Origin of the sequence: Streptomyces sp. NPDC126510, from assembly GCF_040302345.1 — a bacterium.
GTDB lineage: Bacteria > Actinomycetota > Actinomycetes > Streptomycetales > Streptomycetaceae > Streptomyces.
Genome location: NZ_JBEORR010000001.1, coordinates 467616 through 484785, shown reverse-complemented (window position 1 = coordinate 484785; position 17170 = coordinate 467616). Strand labels below are relative to the sequence as shown.

Genomic DNA, 17170 nt, shown 5'->3' with positions numbered 1-17170 from the left:
GGGGGGCGGTGTAGTCGGAACCGGCGCGCACCGCGGACAGGTCCGGCGTGGGCAGGGAGCGGCGGTCGACCTTGCCGCTGGGGGTGAGCGGCAGCTGCTCCAGCGGTACGTACATCGCGGGCACCATGTAGTCCGGCAGCGAACCGGCCAGGTGCGAGCGCAGCTCACCGGTGGACAGCTCGTGGTCGGCCACCAGGTAGGCGACCAGACGCCCCCGGCCGGTCTCGTCGTGGTTGACGACGACCACCGCGTCCCGCACGTCCGGGTGGCGGCCCAGGGCCGTCTCGATCTCGCCCAGCTCGATACGGAAGCCGCGCAGCTTGACCTGGTCGTCCGCGCGGCCCAGGTACTCCAAGCTGCCGTCCGCCCGCCACCGGGCCATGTCGCCCGAGCGGTACATCCGGTCGCCCGGCTCGCCGTACGGGTCCGCCGTGAACCGCTCCGCGGTCAGCCCCGGGCGTCCGTGGTAGCCGCGCGCCAGGTGCGGGCCGGCGATGTACAACTCGCCGGGCAACCCCACGGGCACCGGCCGGAGGGCCGCGTCGAGCAGACGTACGCGGGTGTTGGGCAGCGGGGTGCCGATCGGCGGCACGGCCCCGCCGGTGAGCGGCGCGCTCATGGTCGCGACCACCGTCGACTCGGTCGGCCCGTACGCGTTGACCATCCGCCGTCCGGCCGACCAGCGGGCCACCAGGTCACCGGTGCTGGCCTCGCCACCGACGACGAGGGTGCGCAGGACGTCGAGCCCCTCCGGCGTCAGGGTGGCGACGGCCGAGGGTGCCAACAGCGCGTGGGTGAGGCGCCGCTCCCGCAGGAACGTCTGCAGCGCCTCGCCGACGAGCGGGCCGTGCGGCGGCAGGACGAGGGTGGCGCCCGCGGGGAGGGCCATCAGCACCTCCATGACCGCGCCGTCGAAGGACGACGAGGCGAACTGCATGACCCGGCTGTCCTCGTCCACGGCCAGTCGCTCGATCTCGGCGGCGGCGAGGTTGCCGATGCCGCGGTGCGGGACGAGGACGCCCTTGGGGGTACCGGTGGAGCCAGAGGTGTAGATGACGTACGCCAGGTCGTCGGCGCGCGGGCCGGGCTCGGGCGCGGTGGCGGGCAGCGTGGCGAGCGCGTCGCTGTCCCGGGCCAGGTCCACGATCACGGCGCCGGTGTCCGGCAGCCGCCCCACCAGCTCGGTCCGGGTGACCACGAGGCCGGCGCCTGAGTCCCGGAGCATGAACGCGAGCCGGTCGGCCGGATAGCCGGGGTCGAGCGGCAGGTAAGCGGCGCCGGACTTCATGATGCCGAGGAGGCCCACGACCATCTCCACGCCGCGCTCGATGCACAGGCCGACGAAGGTGCCCGGGCCGGCGCCCAGGGACACGAGGTGGTGGGCGAGCCGGTTGGCCCGCTCCTCAAGCTCCCGGTAGTCGAGGACGGTGTGCTCGTCCTCCACGGCTGGCGCGTCCGGGCGCCGTCGCGCGGTCTCCGCGACCAGCTCAGGGAGCGTGCCGGTGGGGGCGGGGCACACGGGACCGTTCCAGCCGGTGACGACCTGCGCGTACTCCTCCTCCGTCAGCATCGGCAGGGTGGCGAGAGGCCGGTCGGGCTCGGCGGTGGCGGCGGACAGGACGGTCGTCAGGTGTCCGGCGAAGCGGGCGATGGTCGCCTCGTCGAACAGTGTGGTGCTGTAACCCACCCGGGTGGTCAGGCCGCCGTCGGTCTCGAAGAACTCGACCGTCAGGTCGAACGGCGCGGCGTCCCGCGGCACCGGGTGGTCGGCGGCGCGCACGCCCGGCAGCCGTACGGGCTCGGCCGGCGCGTTCTGCAGGACGACCATGGCTTGCACAAGCGGCGTGCGGCTCGTGTCACGCGCGGCTCCGACGGCGTCCACCAGGCGCTCAAAGGGTACGTCCTGGTGGGCGAAGGCATCCAGCACGGTCTCCTTGAGCCGTGTCAGCAGCTGCGCGTACGACATGTCGGGGTCGACGTGGGAGCGCAGTACAACGGTGTTGACCAGGAAGCCGACGAGGTTCTCCAGGTCGCGGTGGTCGCGGCCGGACGAGGCGGTTCCGACGGCGATGTCCTCCTGGCCCGACCAGCGGGCGAAGACGGTCTTCACCGCGGTGGTCAGCGCCATGAACAGGGTCGCGCCGTGCCGCTGCGCGAGGTTCCTGAGAGCGGTGGTGGTGTCGGCGGGGACGGGGAAGGTGTATGTGGCGCCGGTCGAGGAGCGCAAGGCGGGCCGCGGCCGGTCCGTGGGCAGCTCCAGCGGGGTGATGCCGTCGAGGCGCTCGCGCCACCAGTCGAGCTGCCGGTCGAGGAGCCCGCCCTCCTCCAGGCGACCGCGCTGCCAGGCAGCGAAGTCCGGGTACTGGACGCCGGCTTTCGGCAGTTCGGGCTCGCGCCCCTCGGTGCGGGCCGTGTACAGCTCGCCCAGCTCGCGGGTGACGATGCCCATGGACCATCCGTCGGTGACGATGTGGTGCATGCCGAGGACGCACACGTGCTCGTCGTCGGCGAGACGCACCAGCAGCACGCGGACCAGTGGTCCGGCCGTCAGGTCGTACGGGCGGTTCGTCTCCGCGCGGACGAGGTCCCGGAGCCGCTCCTGGCGCGGCCGCTCCGCGAGGCCGGTCAGGTCCTCGGTGCGCCACTCGGGGGCGAACCGCGGGTGGACCACCTGGACGCCGCGTCCGCCGACGACACCGAACGTGGTGCGCAGCGACTCGTGCCGGTCCGTCAGGTCCTGTACGGCCGCCTGCAGCGCGGCGGTGTCGAGGGTGCCGGTAAGGCGCAGCCCCGTCGCCGTGTGGGACTCGGCGCTGCCGGGGTCGAAGTCCGCCAGGAACCAGAGGCGTTGCTGCCCGTACGACATGGGCAGGGCGCCGTCGCGCGGGGCGACGGGGATGGCCGGGTCCTCGGCGGTCTCGTCGGGGGTGAGGGAGGCGACGAGACCGGCGATGGTCGGAGTGTCGAAGAGGATGCGCGGCGGCAGGGTGGTGCCGAGCGCGGCGCGCATCCGGGAGACTGCCCGGACGGCGAGGATGGAGTTGCCGCCCAGGGCGAAGAAGTCGTCGTGCACGCCGATGCTCTCGACGCCGAGGACCTCGCACCAGACTCCGGCGAGTGTCTCCTCGATGGCGTCGCGCGGAGCGGTCCGGTCCGTGCCGGCGCTCTCCTGGACGGAAGCCGGTGCGGGCAGGGCCTTGCGGTCGACCTTGCCGTTCGGTGTCAGCGGCAGGGTGTCGAGCACCACGATGGCCGACGGCACCATGTGGTCGGGCAGGCCCTCGGCGAGGTGGGCGCGCAGCTCCCCGGCGGACGGGCGGCGTGCTCCGGACGACGAGACGTAGGCCAGCAGGTTGGTGTTGTGGGTGACGACCACGGCCTGGGCGACGTCGGGGTGGAGTGCGAGGGTGCTCTCGATCTCTCCCAGTTCGATGCGGAAGCCGCGCACCTTGACCTGGTCGTCGGCGCGGCCCAGATACTCCAGGGTGCCGTCGGTGTTCCAGCGCGCCACGTCACCGGAGCGGTACATGCGCTCTCCGGGCTCGCCGTACGGGTTGGCGACGAAGCGCTCCGCGGTGAGGCCGGGCCGTCCGTGGTAGCCGCGGGCCAGTCCGACGCCCGCGATGTACAGCTCGCCGCGCACACCGGAGGGGACCGGGTGCAGGGCGTCGTCGAGGACGTACACACGGAAGTTGGCGATGGGCGTGCCGATGGGCGGGACGATCGCGCCGCCGAGCGGGGCGCTCATGGTGGCGCAGACGGTCGTTTCGGTCGGGCCGTAGGCGTTGACCATGCGCCGGCCGCGGGACCAGCGGCCAACCAGGTCGGCGGTGCTCGCCTCGCCGGCGACGACGAGGGTTGCGTCGGCGGGCAGCCCGCGGCCCTCGGGGAGCACGGCGACGGTGGCCGGGGTCAGGGTGGCATGGGTGACGCCGTGCTCGGCGGCGTAGGACGCGAGCGGTTCGCCGGGGGCGAGGGTCTCCTTGGAGCCCATGACCAGCGCGGCGCCGGTCAGCAGGCCCATGCAGACCTCCCAAAAGGCCGCGTCGAAGCTGGCAGAGGCGAACTGCAGGACCCGGCTGCCGGGGACCACGTCGAAGGCGTGGGCCTGCACGGCCGCCAGGTTGCCGATGCCGCGGTGGGAGACGAGGACGCCCTTGGGCCGACCGGTGGAGCCGGAGGTGTAGATGGCGTATGCGAGGTCCTCGGGGGCGACCGCGGTCTCGGGGGCGGCGGCCGGGCGGGCGTCGAGGGCCGCCCGGTCGCCGGTGAGGTCGACCAGCGTGGCACCCGTGTCGGGCAGCCGGTCACGCAGCTCGCGCTGGGTGACCACGAGACGGGCGCCGGAATCCCGGAGCATGTAGGCGAGCCGGTCGGCCGGATACGACGGGTCGAGCGGCAGGTAGGCTGCGCCGGCCTTCATGATGCCGAGCAGACCGGCGGCCATGGCGGCGGTCCGCTCGACGCACAGGCCGACCAGGTGATCGCGCCCGGCGCCCAGTGCCGTCAAGTGGTGGGCGATGCGGTTGGCCCGCTCGTCCAGTTCGCGGTAGGTGACGGAGCCGTGTTCGTCGATGACGGCGACGGCGTCGGGGCGGGCGGCGACCTGGGCGGCGTACAACTCGGGGAAGGTGCCGGTCGGCACCTCGCGGGCGGTGTCGTTCCAGACGCGGACGACCTGCTCGAACTCCCCGTCGGTGAGGAGGGGCAACGTGGTGAGGGGCAGGTCGGGGCGTTCAGCGGCGCCGGTCAGCAGGACCGCCAGATGACCCGCGAGGCGAGCCGCCGTGGCCTCGTCGAACAGGGCGGTGCTGTGCCGGACCCGCAGGAGCCGCTCGTCGGCGGAGATCTCGAAGGACAGGTCCAACGGGTCGAAGTCGTGCTGCGCCGGGGCGAGTTCGTCGAGATCGGCGACCATGGCCTGGACGTACGGGGTGATGCTGGTGTCCCGCGCGGGGGACAGCGCGTCGACGATGTCGGCGAAGGGGATGTCGTGGGCGAGGGCGTCGTCCAGGGCGCGGCTGGTGTCGCGCAGCAGGACGCTGAAGGGCGCCGCGGCGTCGACGTCGGTGCGCACGACGAGGGTGTGACCGGTGCGCGGGGAGACCGAGCCGAGGGCGATGTCCTCCTGCCCGGAGTAGCGGAAGAGCAGGGCGGTGACGGCGGCCGCGAGCACGGCCGTGCGGCCGGTGGCGTGGCGCTCGGCCAGTTCCGTCACGGCCCGGGCGGCGGAACCGGGCAGTTCGCAGGTGTGCGGGGCGGTGGTGGTCGCGCGGACGACCGCTCGGGGCCGGTCGGCCGGGAGCTCCAGGGGCGGGACGCCGTCCAGTCGGGCCCGCCAGAACTCGATCCGGTCGGGGACTGCCGGGTTCACCGGCACGTCGGCGCGAGCCACGTGTGTACCTCCAGAAAAGGGCGGCTTCCGGGCATGGGTGGGCCAGGGCAGGGGTGAGGAAGCCGGAAAATCGAAAGAAGACGGAGTGGAGAGGGGCCGTCGCGGCGCCGACCGGAGCGTGGTGACGGGCGGGGTGTGTCCGCGGCGGGCGAGGCGGGGTTACGCGGCCGGCGCCCGCCGGGCGGAGCGTCCGCCGAGTTGCATGAGGACCACATCGCCGGTTGCGGGTGCGGTGACGAACCGGCCCGTGTAGGGCGCGGTGTCGGTGTCCGTGCGTCGGGCGGTGAAGGTCAGGTCGCCGTGGAGCGCGAGGTCGGCGGTGAATCCGGTTGCGTCGGTCAGCCGCAGGGCGCAGCCGTCGCCGCGGGCGCGGACGGCGAAGCACGTGTCGCCGTTGCGATAGTCACCGGTGAATCGGTCGGACCCCGTCGTCACGGCGGGTGCGGTGGAGACCGCGGGGTGATGGTCGCCCACGGGTATGCCGTGCTCCCGCAGTGTGTCGACGAGGTCGGCCCACAGCAGGGTGCCGGTGGTCGCGTTGGTGGTCAACGCGACGGCGGTCCCGGTGGCCGGGTGGAAGCGCAGGTGGGCGGTGCCGCCGTCGGCGGTGCCGTCGTGTCCGAGCCAGGTGCCGTCGGGGGAGGCGTAGTGGGCGAGGCCGAGACCCCAGCCGTCGGCCATGCCGAAGGCGTCGGCGAGGGGGTCCCGGGCCGCCATCTCGGCACGGTCCGGGGCCGGGAGCAGGGTGTCGGCGTCGGGGTGGGTGCCCAGGTGCAGGGCGGCGAGTGCGACCAGGTCGTCGGCGCTTCCGGCGAGGCCGCCCGCCGGTGCCCAGCCGGCCGGTACGTACGGGTCGACGGGGTGCGCGGTGCGCTCGCGGCCGGTCCGTACGGCGTGGCCGTCGGCGAGGGTGCGCAGACCCGCAGCGAAAATGCCGCTCACGAACACCGGGTCGATGCCGAGCGGCCGTAAAAGGAAGTTCTCCACGATCGCCTGCCATTTCATGTCACCGGCGGTCTCGATGACACGTCCGACGACGTTGTAGCCCGTGTTCGAATACGAGAAACAGTGACCGGGTTCATGCAGGGGCGACGTGGCCGCGACGCTTGCCGTGTAGCGCGCCAGGGACGATTCCCGTGCGTCGTCGAGTTCATGGTCGGCGACCAGTCCGGCGGTGTGACTCAGAAGATGTCTCAGGGTGACGGCGGAAAACCTTTCGTCTTCCGCTCCGTCGAACTCCGCCAGGTATTCGGCGACCGGTTCGTCCCATTCGAGATCTCCCTGGGTGACGAGCTGGGCGGCGACGGTCGCCGTGAATGCCTTCGTCACCGAACCCAGGGCGAAAGCGGTGTCCGCAGTCACCGGCCGGGTTGTTCCGACGCGCGTCACACCCGTGGTCACGGACAGGCTTTCGCCGGCCCTGTGGATGGTCAGCTGCGCGCCGGGAACAGAGTGGTCGTGCGTGAGCCTGCGTAGTCGGTCTGCCGCAAGAGGCGCTTCCACATCTCCCCCTTGATGAACGTCATGGGTACGGCTGCCCGCACCGTGGGGGGTGCGGGTAGCCGTACCCCCTCATCCTCGATGACCTGTTCAAAGAAAGGCAAGGAGTTTCGATTTAAGGAAAAAGTGCAGGTCAGATGGGTAGAGTTGACCAGGGGAGAGTGGCGGTCACCGTCGTCGGCCCACCGGGGGGACTTGTGACGTCCAACTGCCCGCCGAGGGCGGCCGCCCGGTCCTCCAGGCCACGAAGCCCCGTCCCGTCGGCCGGCGAGGCGCCGCCTGTGCCGTCGTCCGTCACCGAGACGATCAGCTGGTTCTCGCGCTCCTCCAGGTCGACCTGAATTCGTGTGGCGGACGCGTGCTTGACCGTGTTCGCCAGGCATTCCGCGACGATGTAGTACGCGGTCGACTCCACGCTCACATCGGGGCGTCGATTGAGAGTGCTGGACACGGCGACGGGCACGTGAAACCGCTCTGTCAGCGCGGTGACGGCCGCGTCGAGGCCGCGGTCGCTCAGAATGGGCGGCTGAATTCCGTGGACCAGGTCCCGGATCTCATTGAGCGCCCTGCCGATTTCCTGGTGTGTTTCGTCGATGAGCGCATTCAAATACTCCACGTTGTTGCGCTGCCGGCGTTTCGCCTGCGAAAGGCGCATGAGCAGAACCGCCAGACGCGCCTGGGCTCCGTCGTGCAAATCCCTTTCCAGGCGACGGTAATCGGCGTCGTTGACCCGTAGGGCCGCGATGCGCTGGCGCTCGGCCGCCTGCTCCCGGAGCCGAGCCTCCGCCGCGTCGATACGGCCGAGGACGCGCCGCACCATCCGGGCTCGCAGCTTGCCCATCCACAGCAGTACGCCCAGCAGCACCGCGAAGAGCACCACGGAGGCGACAGCGACCGACACGCGCGCCACCGCCCCGGTCACCGGCAGCGTCACGCCGGGCCCGAACGCGAGCTGCTCGGGCGGCCCGAGGGGCAGGGCGATGACGAAGGCGATCACCGGGAACGCCAGGGTCGCCAGCGGCAGCAGCCAGACCGTGCCGAGCAACAGCAGTCCGAGGTAGCCGAGGTCGTCCCAGCCCGCCTCGGCGGACCGGCGCTCGCGCTGCACCTCCCGGTCGGCCTCCGTGAACCGGTGCGACGGGTCGCCGGGGTCGCCGACGCCCGAGTGGGCGAGCAGACGCTCCAGGTCGGCGACGGCCCGCAGCAGCGGCAGGCTGAACGACATGCCGTCGCGCAGGGCCGCCATCCGGGCCGGCACCTGCCGCAGCACCTCGCCCAGGGCGTGTTCGGTCCCCCTCGTCCGCCGCCGAGCCGCCGGCACGGTCCGCCGGACCAGCGCGCCCGCGCCGCGCACGGCGACGACGACCGCCGTCGGAATGCCGACGAGCAGGAGCCACGAGACGGCGCGCAGGGCGAGCGAGGCAGCCAGGAGGGGGGCCAGCAGCAGGCCGACCAGACTGCCCACGGAGAGGTAGATGAGGCCGGCGGCCACACGGTGGGGAGTCGGGAATGTCATGGGGCTACGGACCATGGTGCGTCAGCCGGCTCAGTCCTTCAGCCTTTCCAGGCCCCGCAGATAGTCCAGTACGGCCAGTACCCGGCGATGGTTCTCCCCCGTGTTGGGAATCCGCAACTTGCCGAGGATCGAGGTGACATGCTTTTCCACCGCGCGTTCGGATATGCCGAGGCGGTTCACGATTCCGCTGTTGGTGAGCCCCGTCGCCATGAGTTCGAGCACTTGGCGTTCGCGCGGCGTCAGTAATTCGGTGGCGCGTTTCTCGCGTGGACTTCCGACGAACTGCTTGAAGATGTCGGAGTCGAGGACGGTTTCCCCGCACCGCACCCGGTGCAGGGCGGCAAGGAATTCCTCGAAGTCCCCGACGCGCTGCTTCAGCAGGTACCCCGTCCCCGTCGGCGCGTTCCGGACCAGCTCCTCGGCGTAGGTGGGCTCCACGTACTGAGAAAGGAGCAACACCGCTGTGTCCGTTCCGAGTTTCTGTATCTCCAGGGCGGCGCGTATGCCCTCGTCCGTGAATGTGGGGGGCATGCGGACATCCATGATGACGACGTGCGGCCGGGTGCTCCGGACGACTTCCAGCACCCCCGTGGCGTCGCTCAGCGAAGCGACCACGTCGATTCCTTCGTCCGCCAGCAGTCTCGCCATCCCGGCTCGCAGGAGCGCGGAATCCTCGGCGATCGCGACGCGCATGGAGACTCCTGCTCAATAGGATCGTGCCGACTCACCACCGCGCATGACGTCGCCCGGTGGTGAAAGGGAATTGGAGCCGTGGGGGGCCATCAGCATAGGGGCGGCACGGTGGGTGACGCTACGCCGAGCAAGATCCGAGCCCCCTAGTGGCGGGAGGCGACCATCGTCACACCGGCTTGCCGAAGCAAACGACCGGTCGCGGCCAGACTCACCACCACGCCCGCGAGCACGCACGCCGCCGTGAGTGCCGAGAGCATCCCCCACTCGACGCTCAGCGGCGCCTCGCCGCCGAACACCGTGAGCGCTCCCCGGTAGGCCCGTGCCCCCACCGCCACCACTCCCGCCGCGATCAGCACGCCCAGAGCGGAGGTCGACAGCGTCTCCCACAGAGCCATGCGGCGCACCTGCCCCGCACTGACCCCGAGCATCCGCATGCCCGCGATCTCCCCTCCGCGCCGGCTGTACGACATCACCAGCGTGCCCCCCACGGCGATCAGCGCGTACAGCGACGCGGGCACAGTCAGCACCCCCAGCACCAGCCGGTTGAGCCGGTCCTGGTCGGTCGCGGCCTCGCCGAACCACTGGGCCGACGGCACCACCCTGACCCGCTCGGCGCCCACCCGCGCGGTCAGTTCGGCGGCCACCGCCCGCGCCGAGCCCGCGGACTTTTCGTCGAGCAGCACCGCGGCACGCGACGGGGCCGCGGCCGCGTCCCGCGCACCGCCCGGCAGCAGGAGCGGGGGCACGGCCGACCCGCCGTCCAGCACCGCCACCACGCGGGCCTTGACCGGCCGGCCGCCGAACAGCCCGTAGGTCACCGTCGATCCCGCGCGATGCCCGTACCACTCGGCGAACTCCCGCGACACCGCGACCGTGCCGGGCCGCAACGCTTCCAGCGATCCGTCGACCACGGAGATCCGGTGCGTGCGGGCCAGGGCGCCCGGGTCCTCGACCGCCGCCTGCTCCTTCCACACCGAATCCGGGCCCGCCACCGCCACCTCCAGTGCGGAGGGCGCCGAGACGGCCGCCACCCGTGGGTCGGCATGCAGCGCCCTCACGTCGTCCGCGCTCAGCGAGTCGCCCTGGGCGGGCTCCACGACGAGTTGCGCGACGGTACGCGCGCGGTCGTCCGCCTCCGTCGCCGCGCCCGTGGTCGACAGCACGGTCGTGAAGGCGCCGACGACCGCGATGATCGCCAGCACCGGTCCCACCAGCGACGCCGTACGCCGCCGCGACGTGCGCACCGACTCCGCGGCCAGACGCCCGGCCACCGGGTCGGCCCAGCGCAGGGGCAGCGCCATCAGCCTCAGCAGCGGCGGCAGATACACCGGTCCCAGCAGCGTGGCGGCGACCGCCAGCGCCATCGTGCCGAACAGGGCCAGTGGAGTCGCCGCCTCCGCCCCGGCGCCGGGGGCCAGCGCCAGCATCACCACGCCGGTCAGCAGCATCAGCACGGCCGTCACCGCGCGGCCCGCCGTCATGGTCCGAGCATCCAGGTCCGCCTCGCGCAGCGCCTCCGTCGGGCGGACCCGGGCGGCTCGCCCCGAGGCGGCCAGTGTTCCCAGCACGGCCATGAACAGGCCGCCGGCCGCCGCGAACACGAGCGGCCAGAGCAACGGTCCCTGCCGCAAATCAACCGGCGAAAGCCCCGTGTCGTTGAGCGCCTCTACGGCGATTGGCGCGGCCACGACGACGGCCGCGCACCCCGCGAGCGCGGCGGGCACCGCCACCGCCAGTGACTCGCCCAACACCATCCGGCGCACCTGCGGCCCGCCCGCGCCCACCATGCGCAGCAACCCCATGTCACGGCGGCGCAGGGCGATACCGAACGCGCAGGTGCCGGTGATGACGAAGACCGTCACGAACGCGGACACCACCCCCGCCATCGCCAGCACACTCTGCACCCCACCCAGATCCAGATCGCCACTGGACAGGGTGTGAGCCGCGCCGGTGCCGTCCGTGAGCGTCACCGACGGGTTCCCGGCTCGCGGCGACGTCGGCACCGCCGAGGTAGCTGCCAGGGCCGACGCGGACGTGCCGATCAATGCCACGCCGAGGGCGAGAGCGACGAACGTCCCGGCGAACAGGGCCCAGTAGTGCCGCACCGAGTACAGGGAGATCCGCCACATCACCGCTCCCACATGCTCAGCCGGCCGGCGACCGCGTCGGCCGTGGGGTGATCGAGCCGCCCCACGACCTGGCCGTCGGAGAGGAACACCACCCGGTCCGCGCACGCCGCAACCGCGGGGTCGTGGGTCACCATGACCACCGTGCGCCCCGCCCGGTCGACCACGGCGCGCAGCAGCTCCATGATCTGCCGGCCGCTGTGCCGGTCCAGGGAACCGGTCGGCTCGTCGGCGAAGACGATCTCCGGCTCGGCCACCAGCGTCCGCGCGATCGCGACCCGCTGCTGCTGGCCACCGGACAACTGCGCGGGCCGGCGGTCGGCCTTGTCCGTCAGACCCACCTCGCGCAGCGCCTCCATGACCCGGTTCCGCTTCACCGACCGGCGCCGCAGTCGCAGCGGCAGGGCCACGTTCTCGTACGCGGTCAGCATCGGCAGCAGGTTGAACTGCTGGAAGACGAAGCCGATCCGGCCGCGGCGCACTGCGGTGAGCTCCCGCTCGTCGCAGACGGCGAGGTCCGTGTCTCCGAGGAGGACCTTGCCGCTGTCGGGCCTGTCGAGACCGGCCGCGCAGTTCAGCAGCGTCGTCTTGCCGGAGCCGGACGGCCCCATCACAGCGGTCAGCGCCCGCTGCGAGAACCCGAGACTGACCTCGCGCAGCACCGGCACACTGCCTGCGGCGCCCGGGTAGCTCTTGGAGACGGCGGCCAGCTGGACGGCCGGCAGTTGAATGTCGGTGAGCAGAGACATGCTTCCAGTTCAGCAGCGCGGGCCGCCCGGGTCAGTGGAGCTGAAAGGAGTCCTGTGGGGCGGGTTTTCCCTACCATCCGCCGAGGCCGGCGGCCGGTTAGAGTGACCGGCTGACCCGCCCGCGCACGGCCCCGGAGGATACGCACCATGACCGTCGCCGTCTGGGAGGCACTGAGAGAACGCCCCCTGCGTTTCGCCCTCTCCACCTGGCCGCTACGGTGCTGGGCGTTCCTGCTGAGCGGCACCGTCGTGGGCTTCTTCGCACTGCTCCTGCTCACGGGCCTCCTCTTCGTGGGGGTGGGACTGTCCGTCGTGGGTGTCGGGTTGCTCGTCCTCATGGGAGTCGCCGTGCTGGGCGTTCCCGTCGCCGCGCTGGAACGGCACCGGTTACGGCTCGTCGAACCGGAACCGCTTCTCGACCCCCACGGTTCGCTCCCCGGCACGGGCGCCTGGCCCTGGCTGCGCACCCGACTGCGCGAGCGGGCCACCTGGCGGGAACTGGGGTACACCCTCGCCCTGGGCGTGGTCTTCACCGCCACGGGGATCGGCTTCGCCGCCCTGCTGGGCCTGTCGGTGCTGCTGACGGCGACTCCTGTCATCGTGTGGGCGATCGCACCCGACACCGTGATGCTGGTGCCCGGCCGGCCCATCTCCGACCCCGTCGCTGCCCTGCCCGGCAGCGCCGCGGGCCTGCTCGGACTGCTCGTCTCCGCATACGTGGGCGGACTCCTCGCCGGCGCACAGGTGTGGGTCGCCCAGTCCCTGCTGTCCGCACGCGATGAGGACTTGAGCAGCCGAGTCATCGAACTGACCCGTTCCCGCGCCCGGTTGGTCGACGCGTTCGAAGCGGAGCGGCGACGAATCGAACGCGATCTGCACGATGGCGCCCAGCAGCAACTCGTGGCGCTCAGCATGACGTTGGGACTGGCCGAACTGGAGCTGCGCGGCCAGGACTCGCCGGCCGGCCCCCTCATCGCCCGCGCCCGAGGCGAGGCCCGCCAGGCACTGGACCAGCTGCGTTCCCTGGTGCGCGGCATCCACCCCCAGGTCCTCACCGACCACGGACTGCCGGCCGCCGTGTCCGAACTGGCCCTGCGCAATCCGATCCCGGTGACCGTGGACATGCACCTGCCGGACCGGTTGCCATCAGCGGTAGAGACGACGGCCTACTTCACCGTCACCGAGGCTCTGACGAACGCCTCCAAGCACAGCGGCGCCGACCAGGTCAGCGTCGTCGGCCAGTTGCGCGACGACAAACTGGTCCTGCTCATCACCGACAACGGGCATGGTGGCGCGGACCCGGCAGCCGGAGCCGGTCTGCAAGGATTGGCGGACCGTGTGGCCATTCTCAAAGGGAGACTCGTCGTGACCAGTCCCGTCGGCGGACCGACCCAACTGCGGGTGGAGGTGCCGTGCTCCGCGTAGTGCTCGCCGAGGACGCCGTCCTGCTGCGTGCCGGTCTGGTCGAGTTGCTGTCCCGAGTCGGACACGTGGTGACCGCCGCCGTCGGGGACGCCGGAGAACTGGCGCGCGCCGTGGACGCAGACCGGCCGGACGTGGTCATCACCGATGTGCGGATGCCGCCCGGCTTCCGCGACGAAGGGCTGAAGGCGGCATTGGAACTGCGCAGCCGCCACCCGGGCCTGCCGGTCGTGGTGCTGTCGCAGTACGTCGCCACGGCCTACGCGACGAAGCTGTTCAGCGGCGCTTCGTCGGCCGAGGGAGGACTCGGTTACCTGTTGAAGGACCGGGTCGGGGAGGTAACCGACTTCCTCGACGCGCTGGACCGCGTGGCCGACGGGCAGACCGTGATCGACCCGGAGGTGGTCCGGGTGCTGCTCCAGCAGCGGACCGCCGACGAACCGCTGCAGCGCCTGACGCCCCGCGAGCGGGAGGTGCTGGCTCTCATGGCGGAGGGGTTCAACAACCAGGCGATCGCGCAGCGACTGACCATCACCGAGGCGTCGGTGGTCAAGCACTCGAGCAACATCTTCATGAAGCTGGATCTCGACCCGGCCGAGGGCAACCGGCGAGTTTTGGCGGTGCTCGCCCACCTCCGCCGGGAGGTCCCGCAGGTCTGACCGGGGCACCGACGGCTGCCCGCAGAGGGCCGGAGCCGTGTCAGCCCTCCCCGTCGCCCCTGCCGGACACGGCCGCCTCGAGGTCGGCGCCCGGGGAGAGCAGTCGTGTCAGCCGTTCCGCCGACGCGTCCCAGGACCACTGGGAAGTCACCCATGCCCGGCCGGAATCGCTCATCGCCGCGGCCCTCTCGGGGGTGCGCAGGATCCCGGACACGGCGCGGGCCACGGCCCCCGTGTCCGCGCCGTCCACGACGGTGCCCGTCACCCCGTCGACGACCGCGTCCGGCGCACCCCCCGAGTCTCCGGCGACCACGGGCAGTCCGCTGGCCGCTGCCTCCAGGAACACGATGCCGAGCCCTTCGGCCTCGAGCCCGGCCTTCCGGGTTCGGCACGGCATGGCGAACACGTCCGCCGCCGCGTAGTACGGGGCCGTCGCCTCGTGGTCCAGCCCGCCGACGAACACCACGTGTCCGTCGGCGTACCGGCGCGCGAGCTTGCGCAGCCGCTCCTCCTCCGGGCCGCTGCCCACGATCACCAGCACCGCCTCCGGCACGGCCTTCCGTATGGCGGGCAGCGCCCGTATCAGCATGTCCTGGCCCTTGCGCCGGACGAGCCGCGAGACGCACAGAACGACCTTGCGGCCCACGATGCCGTGCCGCTCCCGGACCTCCCGGGCCCGGCCGGAGACGGGCACGAACGCCGCCGCGTCCACGCCCGGAACCAGCCGTACCAGTGCGGCCCGCGGCCCCAGCGCCGGCGCGATGCGCCGCCGGGTGTACTCGCCGAGGTACGTCACGGCGTCCACGTGCTCGCCGATGCGCCGCATCACCCGCCTGGCGCCCGGTGTACGCGCCCACCAGATCTCGTGACCGTGCGTCGTGGCGACCATCCGCCGTATCCCGCCGCGCCGCAGTGCGGGCGCCATCGCCGCGAGCGGGGCGGCGGCCCCGAACCAGGCCCGGTCACAGCCGTGCCGCCGGGCGATCTCCAGCGTGCGGCGGGTCACCCTGGGAGTGGGCAGCAGCATGCGGCTGGGATCCCGGAGAACCGGGAACGGCAGAGTGGCGTCGTACGCGGCGGCACCCGGCTCGCTGGACGTGTAGACGACCACGTCGTTGCCCGGGACGCGGGTCGCCATGGCGTGGACGAAGGTCTCGATGCCGCCTTGGCGGGGCGGGAAGTCGTTGGTGACGATCAGGGTGGTGCCCATGGTGGTTGCTGCCTCCGGGTAGGGGTGGTCAGGCGGTGAAGAGGTAGGTGCGACAGTCGTCTGTGACGTGGGAGACGGGGACCCAGTGGCCATGCCGCCGGCGATGGGCCTGGTAGCCGAAGCTGCGCAAGTGCCGCGCGACGTCGGCCGGATGCACGCCGTACTTCGCCAGGTGGCGGTGCTCGATCTCCAGCAGCAGCGTGGGACGGTGGCGGGGCAGCGTGGCCGGCCCGCCTTTCAGAACCGCGAGTTCGGTGCCCTTCACGTCGGCCTTGACGCACGCCGGCCGCTCCAGGCCGCTCTCGCGGGCCGGCTGATCGAGGGTGCGGACGGGCGCCACCACGGTGCGGGACGCGCGGAACTCGGCATCGAGGCCGGGCCCGTGAGCGCCCTCGGTGAGGTAGGCCCGGCCCTGTACGGGCAGCCCTCGCCGTACCGGCAGGCTGAGCCTGCCGCGCCCGCACCAGTCACCCAGGGCGGCGCGGTGCACGGTCACGTTGCGGGCGCCAAGGAGCCGCGCGGTGACCCGCAGCCGGCGACAGGGGCCGGGCAGCGGCTCGACGCTGTGCACCCGGCCGGACGACCCGGCCAGGGCACCCGGCACCCAGGTGTGGCTCCCGCGGCCACGCACACCGACCCCGCCGGCACGAACGCCCGCAGACCCGCCACCTCCTCCTCGCCGAACGGCAACCGATGGGCGCTCCACCGCAGGGTCGCCCACGCCGCCGCGGTGCGACGGGCCCTCACCGGGCACCCCGCGCGGCGGGAACCGGGGCCGGGCGCGCAGGACGGGAGGCTCGTACGACGCGGTCGTGCGCGGGTTCCTTCCGGCGGGCGCCACCCGCCAGCCGGGCGAGCACGGCCAGGGTGACCGGCAGGGCGAGATATCCGAAGCGCCCGGCCGGCGCGAGAAGGAACGCGACACACAGGCCGATGGCAAGCCGGTCGGCGGCCGACATGAGGTCGTGCGGAGGCCGGACCAGGAGGGACACGAAGACGGCCAGCCCACCGCCCAGCAGCAGTGCGACCGCCGCGCACCAGCCGGCCGGCCCGAGGTCGGCGAGCAACCGGCCCGGCAGCGGACTGGCCGCCGGGGTCTCGAACGGCCCGCGCCCGGTCGGGAAGGCGAACACCTGCTGCACCAGGGGCCCCGGCGACAGCAGCGCGCTCGGCAGAACGAGCAGGACCGTGCCCCCCACCGCCACGACCGCCCCGCGCACGGCCGCGCGGGTCCCCCCGTGGTGGGCGAGCAGCGTCACGGCGACCGCGACAGCGGGCCAGGCGGTCCACTTGAGGGAGCAGGCAGCGGCGAGCGCCAGCCCGGCGGCCACCGGTCGCCGCCGCGCCGCGAACGCCAGCGTGAGGAACAGCAGCCCGGTCAGCGGCAGATCCACGCCGCTGACGCAGAGCGGAAGCGCCACGGCCGGCGAGGCGACGAACGCGCCGACCGCGTAGCCCCGCGACGCGCCGCTGCCGACCGCCGAGGGGCCGCCGACCGGGCGCCGCATCGCGCGCCGGGCGGCCCACAGACAGCCGAGGAACGCCGCGGCGCACCAGAGCCGGGCGTCACCCAGCAGCCCGGGCAGGGGGCCGCTCTCGCCCAGCACCGCGCGCGGCAGCCCGAACACGGCCATGCCCGGCAGGTACGGGGTGACCTCGCCCACCGTGTGCGGATCGGGCAGGTACGGCGTGGCCTGGCGCAAGGTCAGCAGCCCGGAGCGCTCGACCACGCCGACCTCGCTCTGCGCCGTGCCGGTCAGCACCAGGAGCACGAAGGGCACGACGACGGCCCCGAAGAGCGCCAGGCAGACCGAGACGGCGCGGCCACGCGGGCGCGCCGACAGCGCGGCGACCGCCGCGCAGAGGTAACCCAGGCAGGCGCTCATGCCCCACACACGGT

11 protein-coding genes are annotated in these 17170 nt (G+C 72.7%); 2 read left to right on the top strand and 9 right to left on the bottom strand.

Annotated elements, in window-relative coordinates:
- The 6 genes from ABTX60_RS01915 to ABTX60_RS01890 all read right to left on the bottom strand — a co-directional run.
- Positions 1–5395, bottom strand: a 5395-nt coding sequence (locus tag ABTX60_RS01915) for a non-ribosomal peptide synthetase (RefSeq protein WP_352095120.1), incomplete at its 3' end; no start/stop codon positions are given.
- Between the two features lie 159 nt (positions 5396–5554).
- Positions 5555–6898: a serine hydrolase domain-containing protein gene (locus ABTX60_RS01910; protein WP_352095119.1), complete on the bottom strand. Its 1344-nt coding sequence runs from the start codon at positions 6896–6898 to the stop codon at positions 5555–5557.
- A 130-nt stretch (positions 6899–7028) separates the two neighbouring features.
- Entirely contained in the window at positions 7029–8411 is a 1383-nt protein-coding gene (locus ABTX60_RS01905; protein WP_352095118.1) for a sensor histidine kinase, read from the bottom strand.
- 30 nt (positions 8412–8441) lie between these two features.
- A complete protein-coding gene (locus tag ABTX60_RS01900) occupies positions 8442–9104 on the bottom strand; it encodes a response regulator transcription factor (protein WP_352095117.1) in 663 nt (220 codons plus the stop codon).
- A 143-nt stretch (positions 9105–9247) separates the two neighbouring features.
- Positions 9248–11233: an FtsX-like permease family protein gene (locus ABTX60_RS01895; RefSeq protein ID WP_352095116.1), complete on the bottom strand. Its 1986-nt coding sequence runs from the start codon at positions 11231–11233 to the stop codon at positions 9248–9250.
- Positions 11233–11979 (bottom strand): ABC transporter ATP-binding protein, encoded by a 747-nt coding sequence (locus tag ABTX60_RS01890; protein WP_352095115.1) that lies wholly within the window; start codon positions 11977–11979, stop codon positions 11233–11235. Before ABTX60_RS01890 ends, ABTX60_RS01895 begins: the two co-directional genes overlap by 1 nt.
- Before the next feature lie 147 nt (positions 11980–12126).
- On the opposite strand from ABTX60_RS01890, the gene ABTX60_RS01885 reads away from it, so the two are divergent.
- Positions 12127–13404 (top strand): sensor histidine kinase, encoded by a 1278-nt coding sequence (locus tag ABTX60_RS01885; protein WP_352095114.1) that lies wholly within the window; start codon positions 12127–12129, stop codon positions 13402–13404.
- Positions 13392–14060, top strand: coding sequence for a LuxR C-terminal-related transcriptional regulator (locus tag ABTX60_RS01880; protein WP_352095113.1), 669 nt, complete (start codon positions 13392–13394; stop codon positions 14058–14060). Before ABTX60_RS01885 ends, ABTX60_RS01880 begins: the two co-directional genes overlap by 13 nt.
- A gap of 40 nt (positions 14061–14100) precedes the next feature.
- Here ABTX60_RS01880 and ABTX60_RS01875 read toward each other — a convergent pair whose 3' ends face one another.
- The 3 genes from ABTX60_RS01875 to ABTX60_RS01865 form a co-directional block, all read right to left on the bottom strand.
- Entirely contained in the window at positions 14101–15270 is a 1170-nt protein-coding gene (locus tag ABTX60_RS01875) for a glycosyltransferase family 4 protein (RefSeq protein WP_027735011.1), read from the bottom strand.
- 28 nt (positions 15271–15298) lie between these two features.
- Complete coding sequence (locus ABTX60_RS01870) at positions 15299–15874, bottom strand: FkbM family methyltransferase (protein ID WP_352095112.1); 576 nt, start codon at positions 15872–15874, stop codon at positions 15299–15301.
- A 139-nt stretch (positions 15875–16013) separates the two neighbouring features.
- Positions 16014–17156, bottom strand: coding sequence for a glycosyltransferase 87 family protein (locus tag ABTX60_RS01865; RefSeq protein ID WP_352095111.1), 1143 nt, complete (start codon positions 17154–17156; stop codon positions 16014–16016).
- Positions 17157–17170: the final 14 nt, after the last annotated feature.